This is a genomic window from Roseburia yibonii, from assembly GCF_014297335.1.
GTDB classification, from domain to species: domain Bacteria; phylum Bacillota; class Clostridia; order Lachnospirales; family Lachnospiraceae; genus Roseburia_D; species Roseburia_D yibonii.
In genome coordinates this window covers 42168-59140 of sequence record NZ_JACOQH010000002.1, presented here as the reverse complement: position 1 = coordinate 59140, position 16973 = coordinate 42168, and the positions used below count along the sequence as shown (strand labels likewise).

32 protein-coding genes and 1 pseudogene are annotated in these 16973 nt (G+C 43.7%); 6 read left to right on the top strand and 27 right to left on the bottom strand.

The features are described 5' to 3' along the window. Window positions 1-51: 51 nt before the first annotated feature. From H8Z76_RS02970 to H8Z76_RS02870, 21 genes are all read right to left on the bottom strand, one after another. Entirely contained in the window at window positions 52-348 is a 297-nt protein-coding gene (locus tag H8Z76_RS02970; RefSeq protein ID WP_186981628.1) for a hypothetical protein, read from the bottom strand. Continuing rightward, the gene (locus H8Z76_RS02965; RefSeq protein WP_186981627.1) at window positions 348-848 is read right to left on the bottom strand and encodes a hypothetical protein; all 501 of its coding nucleotides are present in this window, start codon (window positions 846-848) and stop codon (window positions 348-350) included. The genes H8Z76_RS02970 and H8Z76_RS02965 overlap by 1 nt, the downstream gene beginning before the upstream one ends. 62 nt (window positions 849-910) lie before the next feature. Then, complete coding sequence (locus H8Z76_RS02960; RefSeq protein WP_186981626.1) at window positions 911-1084, bottom strand: hypothetical protein; 174 nt, start codon at window positions 1082-1084, stop codon at window positions 911-913. Between the two features lie 25 nt (window positions 1085-1109). Continuing rightward, the gene (locus tag H8Z76_RS02955; protein WP_186981625.1) at window positions 1110-1343 is read right to left on the bottom strand and encodes a hypothetical protein; all 234 of its coding nucleotides are present in this window, start codon (window positions 1341-1343) and stop codon (window positions 1110-1112) included. A gap of 60 nt (window positions 1344-1403) precedes the next feature. Further along, window positions 1404-1664: a hypothetical protein gene (locus H8Z76_RS02950; RefSeq protein ID WP_186981624.1), complete on the bottom strand. Its 261-nt coding sequence runs from the start codon at window positions 1662-1664 to the stop codon at window positions 1404-1406. 28 nt (window positions 1665-1692) lie between these two features. Beyond that, the gene (locus H8Z76_RS02945) at window positions 1693-2484 is read right to left on the bottom strand and encodes a DNA adenine methylase (protein ID WP_186981623.1); all 792 of its coding nucleotides are present in this window, start codon (window positions 2482-2484) and stop codon (window positions 1693-1695) included. A 29-nt stretch (window positions 2485-2513) separates the two neighbouring features. Next, window positions 2514-2732 carry a hypothetical protein gene (locus tag H8Z76_RS02940; RefSeq protein ID WP_186981622.1) on the bottom strand — a complete coding sequence of 73 codons (219 nt, stop codon included), beginning with the start codon at window positions 2730-2732 and terminating at the stop codon, window positions 2514-2516. Window positions 2733-2762: 30 nt separating this feature from the next. Beyond that, entirely contained in the window at window positions 2763-3062 is a 300-nt protein-coding gene (locus H8Z76_RS02935; RefSeq protein WP_186981621.1) for a hypothetical protein, read from the bottom strand. Window positions 3063-3089: 27 nt separating this feature from the next. Next, on the bottom strand, window positions 3090-3239 hold the full coding sequence (locus H8Z76_RS02930) for a hypothetical protein (RefSeq protein WP_186981620.1): 150 nt from the start codon (window positions 3237-3239) through the stop codon (window positions 3090-3092). Between the two features lie 290 nt (window positions 3240-3529). After that, entirely contained in the window at window positions 3530-4624 is a 1095-nt protein-coding gene (locus H8Z76_RS02925) for a DUF4317 family protein (protein ID WP_186981619.1), read from the bottom strand. Continuing rightward, a complete protein-coding gene (locus H8Z76_RS02920; protein WP_186981618.1) occupies window positions 4617-5009 on the bottom strand; it encodes a hypothetical protein in 393 nt (130 codons plus the stop codon). Before H8Z76_RS02920 ends, H8Z76_RS02925 begins: the two co-directional genes overlap by 8 nt. Continuing rightward, entirely contained in the window at window positions 5002-5190 is a 189-nt protein-coding gene (locus H8Z76_RS02915) for a hypothetical protein (protein ID WP_186981617.1), read from the bottom strand. The genes H8Z76_RS02920 and H8Z76_RS02915 overlap by 8 nt, the downstream gene beginning before the upstream one ends. A 12-nt stretch (window positions 5191-5202) precedes the next feature. Continuing rightward, a complete protein-coding gene (locus H8Z76_RS02910) occupies window positions 5203-5550 on the bottom strand; it encodes an HNH endonuclease (RefSeq protein WP_186981616.1) in 348 nt (115 codons plus the stop codon). Next, entirely contained in the window at window positions 5540-6733 is a 1194-nt protein-coding gene (locus H8Z76_RS02905) for a hypothetical protein (protein WP_186981615.1), read from the bottom strand. Before H8Z76_RS02905 ends, H8Z76_RS02910 begins: the two co-directional genes overlap by 11 nt. Before the next feature lie 9 nt (window positions 6734-6742). Continuing rightward, window positions 6743-8362 carry a PcfJ domain-containing protein gene (locus H8Z76_RS02900; RefSeq protein ID WP_186981614.1) on the bottom strand — a complete coding sequence of 540 codons (1620 nt, stop codon included), beginning with the start codon at window positions 8360-8362 and terminating at the stop codon, window positions 6743-6745. Beyond that, window positions 8359-8817, bottom strand: coding sequence for a Cas9 inhibitor AcrIIA9 family protein (locus H8Z76_RS02895; RefSeq protein WP_186981613.1), 459 nt, complete (start codon window positions 8815-8817; stop codon window positions 8359-8361). The genes H8Z76_RS02900 and H8Z76_RS02895 overlap by 4 nt, the downstream gene beginning before the upstream one ends. Next, window positions 8810-9289, bottom strand: a complete 480-nt coding sequence (locus H8Z76_RS02890) for an RNase H family protein (RefSeq protein WP_186981612.1) — start codon at window positions 9287-9289, stop codon at window positions 8810-8812. Before H8Z76_RS02890 ends, H8Z76_RS02895 begins: the two co-directional genes overlap by 8 nt. Further along, entirely contained in the window at window positions 9270-10034 is a 765-nt protein-coding gene (locus H8Z76_RS02885; protein ID WP_186981611.1) for a rolling circle replication-associated protein, read from the bottom strand. Before H8Z76_RS02885 ends, H8Z76_RS02890 begins: the two co-directional genes overlap by 20 nt. Window positions 10035-10202: 168 nt before the next feature. Continuing rightward, entirely contained in the window at window positions 10203-10460 is a 258-nt protein-coding gene (locus tag H8Z76_RS02880) for a hypothetical protein (RefSeq protein WP_186981610.1), read from the bottom strand. Between the two features lie 89 nt (window positions 10461-10549). Then, complete coding sequence (locus H8Z76_RS02875; RefSeq protein WP_186981609.1) at window positions 10550-10714, bottom strand: hypothetical protein; 165 nt, start codon at window positions 10712-10714, stop codon at window positions 10550-10552. A 19-nt stretch (window positions 10715-10733) separates the two neighbouring features. After that, a complete protein-coding gene (locus tag H8Z76_RS02870) occupies window positions 10734-10940 on the bottom strand; it encodes a hypothetical protein (protein WP_186981608.1) in 207 nt (68 codons plus the stop codon). A 131-nt stretch (window positions 10941-11071) separates the two neighbouring features. Here H8Z76_RS02870 and H8Z76_RS02865 point away from each other — a divergent pair, with 131 nt between their 5' ends. Beyond that, window positions 11072-11287, top strand: a complete 216-nt coding sequence (locus H8Z76_RS02865) for a hypothetical protein (protein ID WP_186981607.1) — start codon at window positions 11072-11074, stop codon at window positions 11285-11287. On the opposite strand, the gene H8Z76_RS02860 is transcribed toward H8Z76_RS02865, so the two are convergent. Beyond that, on the bottom strand, window positions 11279-11623 hold the full coding sequence (locus H8Z76_RS02860; RefSeq protein ID WP_186981606.1) for a hypothetical protein: 345 nt from the start codon (window positions 11621-11623) through the stop codon (window positions 11279-11281). The two genes, H8Z76_RS02865 and H8Z76_RS02860, sit on opposite strands and share 9 nt — an antisense overlap. Window positions 11624-11646: 23 nt before the next feature. Then, window positions 11647-11805, bottom strand: a complete 159-nt coding sequence (locus H8Z76_RS02855; protein ID WP_186981605.1) for a hypothetical protein — start codon at window positions 11803-11805, stop codon at window positions 11647-11649. Between the two features lie 158 nt (window positions 11806-11963). On the opposite strand from H8Z76_RS02855, the gene H8Z76_RS02850 reads away from it, so the two are divergent. Further along, the gene (locus tag H8Z76_RS02850; RefSeq protein ID WP_186981604.1) at window positions 11964-12356 is read left to right on the top strand and encodes a helix-turn-helix domain-containing protein; all 393 of its coding nucleotides are present in this window, start codon (window positions 11964-11966) and stop codon (window positions 12354-12356) included. A gap of 280 nt (window positions 12357-12636) precedes the next feature. Here H8Z76_RS02850 and H8Z76_RS02845 read toward each other — a convergent pair whose 3' ends face one another. Next, entirely contained in the window at window positions 12637-12834 is a 198-nt protein-coding gene (locus tag H8Z76_RS02845) for a helix-turn-helix domain-containing protein (protein WP_186981603.1), read from the bottom strand. Between the two features lie 156 nt (window positions 12835-12990). Between H8Z76_RS02845 and H8Z76_RS02840 the strand changes: the two genes are divergently transcribed. The 4 genes from H8Z76_RS02840 (at window position 12991) to H8Z76_RS02825 (ending at window position 16307) form a co-directional block, all read left to right on the top strand. Continuing rightward, a complete protein-coding gene (locus H8Z76_RS02840) occupies window positions 12991-14061 on the top strand; it encodes a hypothetical protein (RefSeq protein ID WP_186981602.1) in 1071 nt (356 codons plus the stop codon). A 135-nt stretch (window positions 14062-14196) separates the two neighbouring features. Continuing rightward, window positions 14197-14385, top strand: coding sequence for a type II toxin-antitoxin system HicA family toxin (locus H8Z76_RS02835; RefSeq protein ID WP_186981601.1), 189 nt, complete (start codon window positions 14197-14199; stop codon window positions 14383-14385). 27 nt (window positions 14386-14412) lie between these two features. Continuing rightward, window positions 14413-14820 (top strand): type II toxin-antitoxin system HicB family antitoxin, encoded by a 408-nt coding sequence (locus tag H8Z76_RS02830; protein WP_186981600.1) that lies wholly within the window; start codon window positions 14413-14415, stop codon window positions 14818-14820. 5 nt (window positions 14821-14825) lie between these two features. After that, window positions 14826-16307, top strand: a complete 1482-nt coding sequence (locus H8Z76_RS02825) for a recombinase family protein (RefSeq protein WP_186981599.1) — start codon at window positions 14826-14828, stop codon at window positions 16305-16307. A 68-nt stretch (window positions 16308-16375) separates the two neighbouring features. On the opposite strand, the pseudogene H8Z76_RS02820 reads toward H8Z76_RS02825, so the two are convergent. From H8Z76_RS02820 to H8Z76_RS02810, 3 genes and pseudogenes are all read right to left on the bottom strand, one after another. Further along, a pseudogene (locus H8Z76_RS02820) lies at window positions 16376-16468 on the bottom strand (manganese catalase family protein); the annotation flags it as partial. After that, window positions 16468-16770, bottom strand: coding sequence for a spore coat protein CotJB (locus H8Z76_RS02815; RefSeq protein WP_022515264.1), 303 nt, complete (start codon window positions 16768-16770; stop codon window positions 16468-16470). The pseudogene H8Z76_RS02820 and the gene H8Z76_RS02815, both read right to left, overlap by 1 nt. Further along, window positions 16767-16925 carry a spore coat associated protein CotJA gene (locus H8Z76_RS02810; protein ID WP_022515263.1) on the bottom strand — a complete coding sequence of 53 codons (159 nt, stop codon included), beginning with the start codon at window positions 16923-16925 and terminating at the stop codon, window positions 16767-16769. The genes H8Z76_RS02815 and H8Z76_RS02810 overlap by 4 nt, the downstream gene beginning before the upstream one ends. Between the last annotated feature and the right edge of the window lie 48 nt (window positions 16926-16973).

Sequence of the window (16973 nt, the reverse complement as noted above, 5' to 3'; positions counted from 1 at the left end):
TCTTCATGCTACCATAATAGCACACCTGACTGTCACCTTGTGTAACCACTTTCATTTTTTTAAATCTTTTTTATACTTCACCATAAACTCCGCTGTCACTGCTGCATCCTCTCCTTCCAGCAGATTTTTTATTTCCTCTGTTGTGTATCCCATTTTTATAATTTGTTCCAACGTTTCTCTTTTTACTCCTCGCACTGCTGCCATACGTTCTATTTTCTCTGCCTCATCCTCTGCGCAGCCCAGTATCCTTTTAAGTCTATTTCTATATCCGTTTGGTCCTATCTCATCCGCATATATTCCGCTTTGGCACATCACTTGTCCTAAGCGCTCTATCCATTCAATGTCCATCACGCCGACTCCTCCTTGTTCTGTTGCATAGCATATTCTTTTTCGATGACCGTCCTCACTTTCTTAAATTGTATCAGTTTTTGTATACCGCTATTAAGGTACTGATAGCAGCTTTTCCGCGACATATGCTCTCTGCTTGCAATTTGTTCCATTCGCTCTACATCTATGTATTTACATTCTAAGATTCTGCGTTCCAGCGTTTCCTTCCCAAGATAATCCATAATTTCCATGGCTTCCAGCATGTACTTAGCTTCCAGGTTCTTTTCGTCCAGGATTCTCTCCTCTATCTCTGCCATGCGCAACATAAAGCTCGCCGACTTGTCTGATATTGTATTTGTCCTACTGTGCGGCGTAGGTTTGTAGCCGCATCCTCCGATTGGCGTATCCATCTCCTCCTGTATACTCCAAAGCCTTTTTTCCAGTTGGTTCTTTCTCGCGCGGGCGTCTGCATACCTTCCCAGGTACTCTTTCAACGTTTTTTTGTAATCCTCTTCCGTCATCCGATCTCTCCTTTCTTTAGCAGCATGGTTTCGGTATCAATGCTATCTCGTAATATTCTCGGTCAGTCTGTTTTTTCGTTAGCATAGCAATCATTTACCGCATCAAGCATTGTATTTCGAGCATCTTCATATCCTTCTACATAAGCTTTCATTTCTTTAAAATCCATCGGTCTATTTGGTCGCATCGCCGTCTTATCCATTTTATCAATAATATCGTTTCTCTCCTTATCCGTCATCACCAATATCCTCCTTCATTTTTTCTCAACCCTTATCTACAATTTGCTTTTTCACTGCTGCATCGATTTTTATCATCCTATCCGCTTCTCCCTCCGGTCTTTCCTTGAATTTCACCTTTTGACCGCATACCGGGCAGCATGTCCAGCCTTTCTCAACATGTATTCCGCACTTTATGTTCGGACATCTCCATTCCTCTTGCGCGCTGCCGCCAAGCACTGTGTACCCTGTGAATTCTGCTTTCCTTTTGATGATTTTCATCGGTTACCTCCTTCCCAGCACAACATTTTTATCTTTTATATATCTTTTAATTTACATAACTTATTCCTGTGTTCTTAACACATTCAGTATTCCTTCTACCGCTTTATCCCAAAAAGCATTTGCAAAATCCGCAACTGTACAAATCGTGTCATCCTCCCAATCCACAACAGTTGCATCATCTGCTTGGCATAATCCACATCCCAATTTTTTCAATGATTCGTTTGCATATTCTGTTACAACTGCCTGTGTGTCAGCATAATCACACCCTCTGTTTAAAATATCTTCAAGTTCCTCTATTGTTTTTTTTGGTATTTTTGCCATATCTCTGCCTCCTCCACTAAAGTTCAGTTTAAATACTCAACGAAATCTGCCCGTCTTCCATTTCATAATTCATCCATAACGTTTCTATTCTGGCGCGTCCACCTTCTGCCCTTGTAGCTTTCTGTACCTTGTTCCATCCTCTCAACATATCGTTATACAAATTATTTTCATATCCTGATAGTAAAACTTTTCCTGGATGTTTAAGCAAAATCTTTAATAATTCTTCATGATCCGCATCAGTCATCTCATACTTATAAAGGTAATTTTTTCTCGTTCCATGCAAATACGGAGGGTCCGCATATATAAAAACATCTTCCGTATTATATCTTTCTATCAATTCTACAGCCGGTAGATTTTCAATCTGAACACCCTTCAATCTCTCAGTTGCCAATTTCAACGTTTCAGAAAGCTCACTCCACGCTCTGGCTGGATTTGGGGAATTAGTCTGCTGACCGGATTTAAACCCATTTTGGTATAAATTTCCGCAACCAAATCCCATCCAACACTTAACGGCAAATCGTCTTGCGTTCTCCAGATCATCATTAGATGGTTCGTAAGCTGCCCTGTACTCTGACCGGGAAAATGGTGTAAACTCTATCATTCGTTCCAACTCATCACTTCGATCTCTCAATATCCGAAAGAAATTTACGATTTCTCCATCGAGGTCGTTCACTGTCTCGATATGACTTCGTTGCTTATTAAAAAGCACCGCCAGACTGCCGCCGAACGGCTCTAAATAGACATCATGTTTCGGTATGTATTCGCATATCCACGGTGCAAGGCGATTCTTTGCTCCTGGATATTTCAAAACGCTTTTCATTCTTACACTCTCCTCCGCTAAATATCAGTTTAACAAAGTATATCTGATGGAAGAGACATATAATTGATGTTTTCAGCCAATGCAGATATAGGATAATCTTCAACTTTGCCATCAATATTTACTTCAACTACTCCACTATGAATACTCCCATCTTCACAAATACATAATTTTTTAAATCCTGTTATTTGAAATCTCCTCCCATCATTCAACAACCCATGTGTGAAATTTCTTACAATCGCTTTTTTCATTGTCTTTTACCTCCCTAAATTTTAATTTAGTTAGTCAAATCTTTTATCATATTTCTTGTCATCAATATGGTCTGTATCCTTATAGTTATCAATGCATTTGTCATAGTGACAATTCTGTTTTGTAATACCAGAGTAGGTCTCATACGGATTTGGAAGATTGTGCTTTTTACAACAGTCATAGCAAATAACAAAACTCCTCGTTTTCTCCTTGCTTCCATATGGTTCATTATCCGTATGATATCTGGCGAAATTCTGAAAAGGTGTCATTGATAATAATGTCGCTGTCCTATCGCAGTCCTTGCCACAAAAATCACAAATTGCATGTATCATTTCGTTTTTCCTCCTTTAAATTTTAATTTACATCGCATAATCCGCTTCATCGTTCAGATATTCCGCCAGATCTTCAACAGTGGCTTCTCCTTCGCTTTCCCTGTCGTATACTTCCAGCTCCGCAATTACAGTTCCCAGGCTATCAAATCTTTTCAATGCTTCAACCAAATTTTTCATGTTCTTATCCTCCTAAATCTCAGTTTAGCTTTTATCTATTACAATAATCTAAAAATGCACTTATTGTTTCAATCGCTTCACATCTGGTAAAATTACGTTTTCTCTTATCTTTCTTTCTCCACAGTGGTAAACCATGCATTTTTCTCTGATTATTGCTTAATAACATAATATCCATTCTCTTATTGCCCCCTTCCTCCCGGTGCTACGGCACCGGGCAGTCATGACTTTTCGTGATACCAACCAACATGAACAGGTTTCTTTTGCCTCCTGGCCGGTGTTTCAACCGCTTTCTATTTTTTGATGTGCTCGATCGTGTCTACGCAGATTCCATTCACTTCCACTGCTGCCGCCGCCGGAATCATGATCCACTGCTGCCCGTCTATCACCTTTGTCTCGATGTTGTCCATACATTCCGGCTGTACTTTAATTTCCACTGCATCCGTTTTCAGTTTAAACTTGGCATCCAGGATGTTATTTAAAACAAAAACTCGGTCTTTCGGGTAATATGTCTCAAAATTCTGCATATCCTGATCTGATATCTCCGCCAGAGTGAGGGCGTGCTTTATCTCTTCTTTTCCTACCTTGACCAGTTCCGGATTGTCTGCGGTCTCGATCTGTACCTCATACAGGTTCTGGAAAATGGTCCTCATCGTCTGGTAATCCGGCGTTTCTTCAAACACATTTTCCAGCATCTTCTCAAATTCTGCTCTTTCTTCCTTTGGCGTTGTCAACTCTGCCTGCCCCGTAAGACTCTCGATTAAATATATTTGCTTCGCTTCCGGGCTTTTCTTGTAGATCAGCATGTTATCCAAGTCTGTTGATCGATCACTGAATGCCGGCCAGAGGAATCCGTCCACCGGCTCATCCACCCAAAACTCACGCTCCCGGCTCTTGATCTTATTCTGTTCTCTGTCGTATGTAAGGACTGCTGCGCCCGTGTTGACCGGACACAGGCTGCACATGATGTAATCATATACTTCGTCTGATGCGTCAAACATATCATCACCGGCAGTTGATTTTCCCGGGATGTCATAAACACCACGGATCAGCACGATCATATAATTTTCTGCAAAGCCGTATGTTTCGATGATTCTGGCAACCATATCATCCCAGATCATCTCTTTCCGGATCCTGTCCAGCCACATCTTGCATCCATTTTCAACAACCGGCACCTGTACGAGGTTTTTCCCCAGTCTTCCGGACAATGTTTTCTCGAAGATGTGCATATATTTAAACTGCTCTTTCTCCGGCAGTGTGAGGAACTGGCTTACACTGCTGCATATGACATTTTTGTTATAATCGATATATGCCGTGCATATCTCCCGGATCGATAAGTTGTCCGGTATAAACTGTTTTTTGATCTCTGCAATTTCTTTTTTATTCATCCTGTGCTCCTTTCTCCGCGGCCTGCCTCTTTCTGTAGGTGCAGATCTGCACCGCCACCGCGTTCTGCGTCATTCCCATTTCCTCCGCGATACTCTTATTGGTCCATCCGGCATTCTTTAACGCCATGATCTTCCCAATGTCCACTTTCTTCTTTTCCTTTGTTTCTGGCTTTTCTTCCGGCTCGTTCTTCACTTTCATTGCTTCCGGATTCGTCTTAATAAATTTTTCAATTTCGTTCATACAGGTCACGCAAAAATCTTTTTCCTCAAATTTATTCTGGAGCTGCAGATCTCCATTCTTCCGATCCCTGCGGTTTGTTGCTATGTACCCGGCGCTCTTTTCCTTGATCTCCTTCCCGCATCTGTCGCAAAAGCATCTATTCATGTTCCTTCACTTCCCCTTTCTTCTGTTTTTTTCGTTCCTCTTCATACCCCAGTGCAAACGGCTTTTCCCGAAACCACCTTTTGGCGTGTTCACTCTGTGGCAGCCGCTCCATTCCGTCGTACCTGTTCTGTTTGTCACTTTTCAGCGTATGCTTATAATCCCTGCTGTTCTGCTTCTCCACTTTTTCATCTCCTCACCCAAACTGCCATTTTTTGTATACCAGCGCATCCCGGTTCCAGTCCGGATAGATTCTTTTAAGGTAATCCTCCGCAAATTCCAGCATTTCTTCCCGGTATCCTTTATTTCCGTTATCCAACAGCCCATGATGATAGCGGCACGCCAGCACCCCGTTCTGTTCCACACCAAGCCCGCCCTGGCTCCGGTTTACTATGTGCGCTATATCAAAGATTGTCTCTTCCCATCCGCGCTGATCCCGCATATGCCGGTTGCCCCGGCAGAAGATACAGCCAACGTCCCTCTGTATGATCCTCTGCCGCGTCTCCGGACTAAATGACGTTGCCTTTGTCCGTTTACTCTTCATCCACGCCGACCTTCCTTTTCAGTAAAATCAACAATTCTTCGCATTTTTGCACCGCTGTTTCATAGTCAGCTTTCTGTACCAGACCATATACCTCGGATGCCGCCATGGTAAGATCCAGTCTTTTCACCGTATTTTCTTCGTCTTGTGCTCCACTTTTCTCTGGTTCTTCCAAAATCTCCGGCTCTTTTTCCACCGTCTCCGCGGCTTTTTCTGGTTCGTCCTGCGTAAGGGTACTTTTGCCGCTTTCCGGACTTTTTTCCGGCATTATTTCCGGATAATCTTCCACTTCCATCTGCCCCGGTATCTGCGGTTCCGGCTCCACATTCCCCTGTTCTTTTTCCACTGCTGCCGGCGGCTCCTTGGTTTGCGACGTCGCAACAGGCTCTTTTTTCGGCTCTGAAACAGTCTGTGCCGCATTTTTCTTTGCTTTTTCCTCTGCCTTTCTCTCCTTTTCCCTCTGTGCCATGGCTTCATATTCCGGCCGCAGGTCGGCGCGGATCCGTTCCAGCAGTTCCTCCCACGTCAATTTCAAAGGCGGCGCTCCAAATTCTCGATACATGACGCCATGCTGCATATCCTGGAGCATCAAAAAGGCTGTTTTATACCGGATGTTATGTACTCCGGTCGGATTCATCTGCTCCTGCAGGATCTCCGGTGTCGCCGTATCATCCAGTATCCGACGGAGCATCCCCATTTCCTGGCTAAAATAATCTTTCAGCAGTGCTTTCAGCCCGTCTTCTTTTTCCGGCTCCCCGGATCCTTCCCGGAAGTCCATCTGATCCGGATCCTCTTTGGGCTCCTCCTTCAAAAAATTCTTGTACTCCCGGATCTGTTTGACCGGCGTGTCCGATGCGATCACCGCGCAGTCCTCCTCGGACATGGTGAGCATCTCAGACAGTTTACTGCTTCCATAGCCTTTAAACTGCTCCCTCAGTTCCGGACCGTATCCGTCCACCGAATATTTTTTATTGATCGCCATAAATCTTGATACCGCTGTTGCGTTCAGACTCAGTTCCCGCTCGGCAAAATCGTAAATATTGGTATATCCCGCATCCGCAAACACTCCTGTGTCCAGGATCTGCCGCAGGCGATATCCTACAAAAACAAAGTTTTCCGCGACCGTATTCAGCTTTTCCTTTATCTCTCTGGTGGCTTCCGCCAGATTTAACTCCAACTGTTCCATTTTCCCCTCCTACGCTGACTTTTTCTGTTCTTTCCGTTTCAACTGCTGCACATATCGTTTCAAAAAGGCATCTACCTGTTTCTGATCCGTCTTGTGGTTGTGCTCTCCGTACCACTGGAGTATCTTTGCCCCCCGGATCTCGATCGTTATGTACGGAAATTCCGGATTCGTTTTCTTCCGCATGAGCAGGATATAGCTGTATCCCCTGTTATGCTTATCCAGATATGTGTCACCTCCTACGCAGTGATGCTGTATCCGTCCCTCATCCACCATTTCCGCCGCCGACTTAACCGGTCTTACAATATACTCCGGCGTTTCCAGTCCATATTTTCGTTCCAGTTTGTCATACACTTCGGCAATGTGGCTGTATTTTTTATTCACTTCTTTTTTCCGTTCATCTGACGCATGCTTGTTGACCTCTAAGACCATCTTGTCATGCGCGGCATACAGATCGTGTGGAAACAGCTTGATCGTGTCCGTCATGTCATATCCCATCTGGATGCACATGCTCAAATAATCGAGGTAGTGTGTTGCTACCTGATAGGTGATCCAGTTCCTGTGCTCCCGATCCGGATTGTCATGATATTTTTTTACATGATTGCAAAACTTAGTCACTGACAGATAGGATGCCACCTGCTCGTACTCTTTGAGTTTGAACTCTCCAACCGTCTCAAACAGGCATTTTTCCTCCTTCTCTTCCAGATATGCTCCAAGCCTTTTCTCCATCTGGTACATTCTCAGCCACTTACACTGCTGCCCGTATTTCTGCATGAGATCCCTTAATTTTCTCTTGTCAATTTTCAGCACATCCGCCGGTTTTTTTGCTCTTTCATCAAACCAATCTTTACTGCTAAGATCTGCCAGCTCATACAGTCTCATCTTTACTAACATTTCCTGCTGCGGAAACCTGTTGTACTGTCCGAGGTATCCTGCATAATCTATCCGGCGCGCCGCATCAAAGCTCTTTTTCCTCCATGCTACATACTCTTCCAGTCCGCTATATTTCAGATGGCTCTTTTTCAGTTCGTCCCACGATCCCGGATATATCTTTCCGTCCGGCTGCTTGATATTATTCATCCCCTGCAGGTTGCAATCGTCCCAAAAAGCTCTCCCTAGCCAGCAATCCCACTTGTGGTAGTCTTTCTGCACCTTCCGTCTCCCTTTACGGATGTAATTACGCGCCACTTCCTCCCAGCTATATTCTTCCCCCTTTTGTGTCGCTGTTTTTCTCGCTTCAAAGTACCGGATCGCAAAATTCTGATCATCAATTTTCTGCCAGATATAGCACGGCTCTTTCTCATTCACGCGGTCTTTTCTTCCGACAGCTTTCCACTTCCCAATTTTCCGGCAAAAACGGCACATCCCAATACCATTATGTTTCGGTTTCGGTCCTATCCGATCGCACGCCTGTTGTTCCAGTGTCTCTCCTGCCCGGAGCTTATACTCGTCCACCTGTCCACACGCCGAGCACCATACCGTGACCTTGTTCCCGGCGCGCCGGTAAAACAGATAGTGATTCCCTGTTACCTCTTTTTTGCTCCACTCGTAAAAATCCTCCGGTATCTCCGGCAAGCTGGCAGTTCTTTCTTTCAGCTCACGTTCCCTGCGTTCGTATCTGTTTTCGCTCATTTTACCGCCTCCTTCATGTAGTAGTCCCGCGCCATCCGGTATACCACTGCATCCGCAAGATAAGGCTTTTCCCTTGATACCTTTTTTCTGGCTTCCGACTCAACATGTTTCAGGCATCCGGCAAGGCTTTTCCCCTTCTCCCTGATCTTTACAGCCACCGCCTCATCTTCCATGGCTTTCTGTTTCAGATACTCCACGATCGGTTCTGCAGGTATCTTTCTGCTGTATGCCTTTACGTCCTTTTCTCCCATCTCGACATCCAGTTTGCCGACTGCTGCCGTCATCGCATCACACAGCGCGGGGATGTCTCCCTGGAGGTACATCTCCACAAATTCTTTTGATATGCCGTTTTCTTTTGCCAGGGCATACACATTTTCCGTATCTCCCTCATTTTTCAGCCCTTCGGCCGTCTTATTTATCTCCTCAGCCGTCATTTCTCCGAATAAATCAAACATGCTTGTCCTCTCCTTCCTTTTGCGACGTCGCATCACGCAGCGTCCGCCGCATCCACTCGCCGTACTCATGATCCGTTTTTATACAAATTCGAAAATCGTGCGGCAAGAGTATTTTCAATACTTTCATCCACTTTTCGCGGTTTGAAATCTCTTTTCCATGTGCCGTTTTCCAGTCGTTCTCCATCCAGGCATCTACCCACTGCCGGTTAAAAGCACTTTCCAAATAGCTGGAATCCGCATAAATACTAAGCGCGCATGGTTTTTTCAACGATTCCAGCGCTACCAGTAACCCGTCCAGTTCCACCTGATGCCTTGTCACATCCTCCTCTTTCCGGATCCACTGCTTTGTAACCGGTCCTTTTGCTGTCTTATACTCGATCAGGCTTATGTACCAGGCTTCCTTCTGTCTTGGTGCCCGGCAGCTGGTCATGAGGTAAATGTTCACTTCCGGCTCATTCGTTTTTTCTTCCATTGGTTTCCCGCACCTCCGTGTAGTACAGGTAGGAGTATCCGGTCACCCGGTTTATCCCCGTTTTCACACTGCTCTTGTCTATGTAGTACCCTTTTCGCGGTTTCGGGCCCTCCCGGATCATTTTTTCTGCTGTCCGGCGGAAATACCGTTTTCTTTCCGGCTCCGGCCGGATCAGATTTCTGGATGTACTGAAGCATTCCTCCGCGTTCTCCCGCCTTTTCTGTTTTCCGTCCTTGTCCGGCATATTGGACAGGTAATTTGCCAGATCCGCAAACCCGCCCTCCCGGTACAGCAGTTTTATATCCGGGTGTCCCAGTTTCCAATATTTACAGATCAACACGTCCGGCGGACGTTCCATACACCTGTTGATAATCAGATGCACATGGATCCCGCCTTTTTTCCCTATCTCGATCAGGTATATAAACTTAAATGCCTGTCCCTCTTTTCTGTACTGCCGCCGCATATTATCCAGGAACTTTTTCAATTCTTTTTTTATCCCCTCCATCGAACAGCGCTTTTCTTTCTGCACCGTCAATGTCACCCACAGGTCATTCTCTGTGAAATTCGCCTTTATGAGCCTTCGGATCCTGTTTGTTTTATTCAATGCATTTTGCCACTGCATCTGTTCCGGTGTCCTTTTTTTACGCGGCAGTCTTTTCTCACCTTTTTTCCCATACTTTCCCGCAAAGCATATCTCATGTTCGATACTGTCCGGGAAAGTCCACGTTTTACTAAAATATCCCATGCGACTTTCTCCTAAGTTTAATATCTTTATCAAGATTTAAAATCGAGGTCTGAAACCCTCTATTTCCTTGACTTTTCGCCCGTCACATGGTATTATTTTTATAGTTGTTTTTTACCATTTGACGAGCGTTTATCGCTGTCGCGGCATCCATTCCCGTGGATGCCTTTTTTATTTCCGCACCGCTGTCATCTCATAGACTTTCAGCACCAGATTTTCACTGAAAAGTCCATCGACCGGATGATCTTCATCCTGGCGGCTCCCAAACAGCTCTACTTTTATCTTTTCATCCAGCTCACACAGAGTCGCTACCGCTCTGGCATCTTCATAGATCCGCTTCGCGCCTGCATAGTTTTTGTTTCTGACCTGCGCCGCAAACGCCGCCGCCTGATCTTTGAGGCGCCATTCAATCCTCTCTTCCGTCAGCATCTTCCACGCCCTCTGCCTTTCTCAATTCTCCTGATGATCTTCAGCATCTTTTTTATCTCTTTTTTCATGGCTTGTCCTTCCTGACCGCCTTACGCGGTCTGTCCTGATTTGGCCTCTTTGTAGCCTACCGCCAACATTGCCTGCCGGTTCAGTTGGATGCCGATTTCTTTTTTCTCGTCATCTGACAGAGTGTCCCAGTCTACGAGACTGCCGTCCCGCAGACGTATCTTTATTTTGTTGGTGTATCCCTTCATATAATCACCCCTGTATAACCTATGTATCTAACGTGTGACCTGTGTCTGTCCCACTGCTGCTTTCTTTTCTGCTCATTGGGACAAGCTCATAGTCCCTCAGTACGTCATCGATCCTTTTCGTAACGCATCCCGCCATTTCCGGGACGGATGAAAAGCCTTCTTTATTTATCAGCTCTTCCTCTATCAGTTTTTCTGTGATCTGCATCAAAATATCCTGTCTTTCCATTTCAGCCTCCTGTTCCACCGACTGCTGCCACAGTCGATTTTTTATTGATTGCTTTTCCCGCTCGCCGCTCCTATACTGTACTTACAGGCTCCTGCCAGAGCCGAGTATCAAAGAAAGGAGTCCTTTAACGAATGAGTCAAACGTATAACACTGGTGATGTTGGTTTCTGCCCATATGTTGGTCACTCTGGTGGCATGATAATTACATGGGAAGATAATACTGTGATTTCCGTAGAATGCTCCGCAGAAAACCATGAAGTCTGCGGATATTCGGAAACATGTAAATTTTATCAACGTCATCCTGTTGGTTTTGTTAAAACTTTCCCTTTAAACAATGGATCAGTTTAACAATCCTCCAAACTTTGCGACCTCTCGAATACTCTCATTATTTAAGAGGTCGCATCCTCTTTCCTCATAGTTTTTCCGTATGGCATCTAATGCCCACATCACATCCTTATATGTATAATCTGTTTCCAGCTCTATAACCGAAATCAGTTTATTTACCAGATTTCCCCTTCTATGCGCTTCTTCGATAGTCATTTTTTTATCTCTTACTTCGGTCTCCTTCATTTCTTTACGGATCATATCATTGACATTTCCTTTGGAGACATCAATTAAGATTGTGGGTTTGATAGAAATCGTGGTCGCTTTTGCGACCCTTTTTCTTTTTTTCTTCATTTTCATTGGTTCGCCCTCCCTCTGCATTCTTACGATACCTTTTCCGGTTCTTTCTTCCGGCTTGCCATTTCCTGACGTGCCAAAAGCACCGTTGCATTTGACAGTAACAACATTCTTCCGGTTGCATCCATCTTTTTCATCATTTCAACCATTCCGTCAATGTCCTCTTTTTCTTTTACTTTCAACATGTTTTTCACTCCTTTCACTGCTGCTCGCTTGTTATTTCTGATAACATAATAGTCCTTTTAAATAACTTTGTCAACACTTTTTGTTATTTCAAATAACTTTTTTGTTGATTTATTTTTGCTTTGGTGTTATCATGTGCTTATGACAGGAGGGAAAACAAATGAATGACCGAATACGGCAAATCAGAAAAACCTTGTCTTTGACTATGGAGGCTTTTGGTAAACGTTTAGGCGTTGGGAAAACCGCTATAAGCCTTATCGAGAGTGGGAAAAATAGTGTTACAGATCAGATGCAGAAAGCAATCATCCGTGAATTTGATGTCAATCCCGAGTGGCTGCTACATGGAACTGGCGAAATGTTCGCCACACACTCCCACGATGAAGAGGTCGCCATGTACACGCAGGACATTCTCGACAGCGAAGATGATGAAATCGCGAAGATTATTCAAGATTTTATTGTTGTTTACGGGAAGCTGGACAGCGATTCAAAAGCCGTCCTAAAGAATGTTGCAAGAGATTTGATCGAACTACATAACAAAAGGGAAACGCCTTAATGCGCTTCCCTTTTTATATGCCTGTCCATCATTGTATAGATTTGTATTAGAAATTTCTGTTCCTTTTGTTCATCCAGGGATTCCACTAAACACAGTATCTTCCCCTTATAGCCGTTTTGCGGCTCTTTTGTTCTTATGTCCATAAATACTCACTCCCTATTCTTTTGTACTCCACCGGTGTTATGGTTATTATAATACATGCCTTTTTTGCAAATCAATAGGTTTGCCGCATTTGTCCCCGCAGCGGGGACTTACTTTTCCGACTTTTTTCGACTAATGTTCATTTGTGCTCCGATTCGTAAAGCTCTTCGATGTGCGCTCCAAGCGCTGCGGCTATCGTCTCTATGACATCCATTTTGGGAAATCTCTGGTTATTTTCATACCTTGACAGTGCAGATCTGGCTATACCGGTTCGTTTGGACAGCTCCCTGATTGACACTTTCTTCTTTGTTCGCACCTCTCCAATCAACAATTTCATTTTCTTTTTTCCTGCCTTTGCACAATATTTTTTAGTTATATTGTGCGCTCTGGTCGAAAAAGTATGAATGATTCTTATTGAATAGTATCCGTTCTTTCTATATACTTAAAATTGATACCCATTATATGGGAAATTTTACGAAAAGAGGGATTCGTTATGAAAAAAAATTTTTTTCCAATAATTATTACTGCGCTTCTATTCTTTCCCGGATGTGGGACTTCAAATTCTACTGTGCCTCAAAATCTTGACTCCTCAGAAACGTATGCTTCCGAAGACAACATAGATATTTCCCAATCAAATACCGAAGATTCCACCGAAAGTAATGTGATTTCGTATTATGACACCGTGATACGCTGTGATTACGATACATCTTTATTAAAGCCTATAACCATTACATCTGACAGCGATTTTCAATCTTTATCTGTTTTTGCAAGCAGCACCTCTGACAATTCTTCGGAAATCCTCAATGCCGGTGACTGTGTATATGCTGGAATAGTGGACGTTACCAAAGATGATACCTTTGATTTTTATTTTCATCCTGAGGATTTTACCGAATCATTCTTTACAGACCTGTTTGATCTTGAGCAAACTTCATCATATGACATTCGATGTGTATCTGGTTATACCTATGAACTATGGTCAAAAAAATCCGATCTTGTTTCCAAAGGAAAAATCCTGTATGCCCAGGACAATTCTGTATATTTTTGTGTATACAAAGTATCCAGTCTGTCTGATCGTGCGCATATCGACGCCTTCAATCACCTTTATGACAGCATATCTTTCGTCGCATCTGAGCCGAAATACATCAAACAGGGAGATCTTTTTGATCGCGTAAGCGCCATCTGTCCCAATGCTACTATATATTCTCTTAATGACACACTTAACATCCAAATTCCTATTTCACATAGTTCATACGATGAGGATTGCACCCAGTTTTTTAATTCTATGCTTTCAATTTGTGATTCTTGTGAATTAGAAGACGAAGTATATAAAAATGTTGGTTTTTCTATGTTTGTTGATAACAAAAGTATAACCTATATCGTTTTACTCGATTACAGCTCTCCCTCATCTTTTTCAACATGTGAACCAACTATTGTGGATAAAAATTACGCAATTCCTTTTTCAGAATTATATAATAAATATTTCTATGAAAATGATATAGGTACACAATCACAGAAGAAATATGATGCACTTGATCGGCAATACGGTTTTAAAAGTTCCTACTAATTCCTTACCATTTCCCAGTTAAAGCGAGTGATTTTTCACCCGCTTTTATTTTTACGTGTTTTTACGTATTTTCCGTTGACATACGTATTCATACGTGCTATAATAATTACATGATAAGGAAAGGAGCTAAAAGATATGCCAATGACGTCAAGAGAGATGATTCGTCTCCTGCAAAAGAACGGTTTTGTAATAACAGGCCAGCGCGGCTCCCATGTGAAACTAAGGAATCCACAATCTGATATTACAGTAATCGTTCCTTATCACAACAGGGCTTTGAAAAAAGGTCTTGAACATGCAATTTTAAAACGGGCGGAGTTGAAATAACTCCGCCACCTAAAAGGAGGTTTTTTTATGGATAAATTATTTTATCCTGCCTTGTTTCACAAGGCGGAAGAAGGAGGCTTCTGGATCACTTTTCCAGATTTTCCGGAAGCAATGACACAGGGTGACGATATGGAAGAAGCTTATACAATGGCGGTTGATGCGCTCGGATTATGTCTGTCTGATATGGAAAAAGAACACATTCCTTTTCCCGCTCCTACATCTCCGGACAAAGTGACCGTTGATACGGACAGCACGCTTGTACTCATCGAATTTGATATGCTCGCTTATAAAAAGCGTACAAATTCTGCTTCTGTTAAAAAGACTCTATCTATCCCACAATGGCTGAACGAAGAGTCTCTGGCACTCAATGTCAACTTTTCACAGGTTTTACAGGATGCGCTTCTTGAAATCGTTCAGTCCAGGCATGCAAGGTGATTACCATGAGCAAAACACAAACTTTAAAATCCGGTGCCGCATACATCCGTGTGTCCACCGACAAGCAAGAGGAGCTCTCTCCGGATGCGCAGCGTCGTCTTATAATTGACTATGCAAAAAAGAACGGGATCCTATTGTCGGATAAGGATATCTTTGTTGAAAATGGTATCTCCGGCAAAAAGGCTGACAAACGTCCCATGTTTCAGCAGATGATCGCGCTTGCGAAATCAAAGGAACATCCCTATGACGTGATCCTCGTCTGGAAGTTTTCGAGGTTTGCCCGGAATCAAGATGAATCCATCCTTTACAAATCTCTGCTCCGCAAGAAAAATATTGATGTTGTCAGCATATCCGAACCGATCATTGACGGTCCGTTTGGATCCCTGATCGAGAGGATCATCGAATGGATGGATGAATATTACTCCATCAACCTTTCCTCCGAGGTAAGGCGCGGGATGACCGAAAAGGCACTGCGCGGCGGGTATCAGGCTACTGCCCCTCTCGGATATGATTCTCACCTCGGTGAAGTTCCGACCATCAACGAGCAGGAGGCGCAGATCGTGCGAAGAATTTTTCAGGAATACAACGCGGGATCTGACTTTTCCACTATAGCTCGCGGTTTGAACGATTCCGGACTGCGGACACGTCGCGGAAACCCTTTCGAACTCCGCGTAGTCAAATATATCCTCCGCAATCCGTTTTATATCGGAAAGATACGCTGGAACCGCGCAAAGCACAGCTCCTACGTTGAAAATGATCCGGAAGATATCATCATCGTTGACGGTCAGCATGCTCCACTCATAAGCGAAGAAATGTTCAATGCTGTCAACGACCGGATCGACCGTGAGTTTCGCCCTGTCCGCAGAAAAGGCATCTGCCATTCCAAGCACTGGCTGTGTGGCGTCCTGAAATGTGGATTCTGCGGAACAAATCTTGTCTATGTGGAAGATAAGCGCAGTAAGTCTGGAATCGGAAATTTCCAGTGCTACAAATATGCCAAAGGACAGCATCGCAATTCCTGTTCGGTTTCCCAGCTGAAGGTTGAGGAGAATGTCTTTGAGGTTTTGGAAAATATCATTGCTACCGGCTATGTCGATTTTAATTACTCGGCCAGTGCAACGGATACTGCGGGTTCCCAGTTGCCCTTCCTGCAGAAAGAGCTTGCCAATCTGGAGAAAAAAGAACAGCGTATTAAGGCGGCTTATATTGACGGTATTGATACACTGGAAGAATACAAAGCTAACAAGCGTTTGATTGAAAAGGATCGCGGTCAGATCCAGGAAAAAATAGATGCCCTTTCCTCTCCCGCCATCGTAGACACTGCTGCTCTGCAGAAAAAAATGCTCTTGCGATGTCGCAACGTATATGACATTTTAAAATCCGGCGCTGATACGGAGAAAAAAGCATCTGCTATACGGAGCATCTGCGAATCGATCACATTTGACAAGGAAAATATGTCTTTTGAATATGTTTTTTATCTTGGATGATACCAAAAAATAGCTGAATCCCTGCTAATATGCGGGTTCAGCTATTGTTATATCTTACGGTAATACAGTCCTCCATACTGACTCAAGATACACTGTGCGATCTTCGGGTTTGGATTTGTGATCTTTACCGGATACTGCAATCTCTTTTCATAATTCCACATTAGCAAGCTCCTCCTTCCCATGGCAGCGGCATGGATGCCCAGTCAAAGGTACACTCCGGCGTGGCGAGATCCACCGTGAGCGGTCCGTACAATCTCGCGTATTCGCGCAGCGCCTCTTCCCTCAGTTTTTTATAATGATTGAAATAACTGATCGCGTCCGTATCCTCCGGATGTGTATCCAGATACAGTGTGATATCATTTACCGCAAAGCTGATCTTTGTAATGTACGCGTACAGCTGCTGTCTTTTCATCTGTGCCGCATTCCCTGCTCTGTTCGGATTCCGGTTCATGGTCTGGTTCATTTTCTTTCCATCCTCCTTCCGAGAAACGGCTTATTCAGTTCCGGAAAAATCGTTCCGATCATCAGTGCTTTTTCCGGCTCATACACCTTATAGAAATTCTGCCACGGCACATATGCCATCGCGACAACCTGGTCTTTGCAACTATCGTTTTCCATACAAAAAGATCCCTCCTTTTTCATTCTTTATACCATATGAAAAAGAAG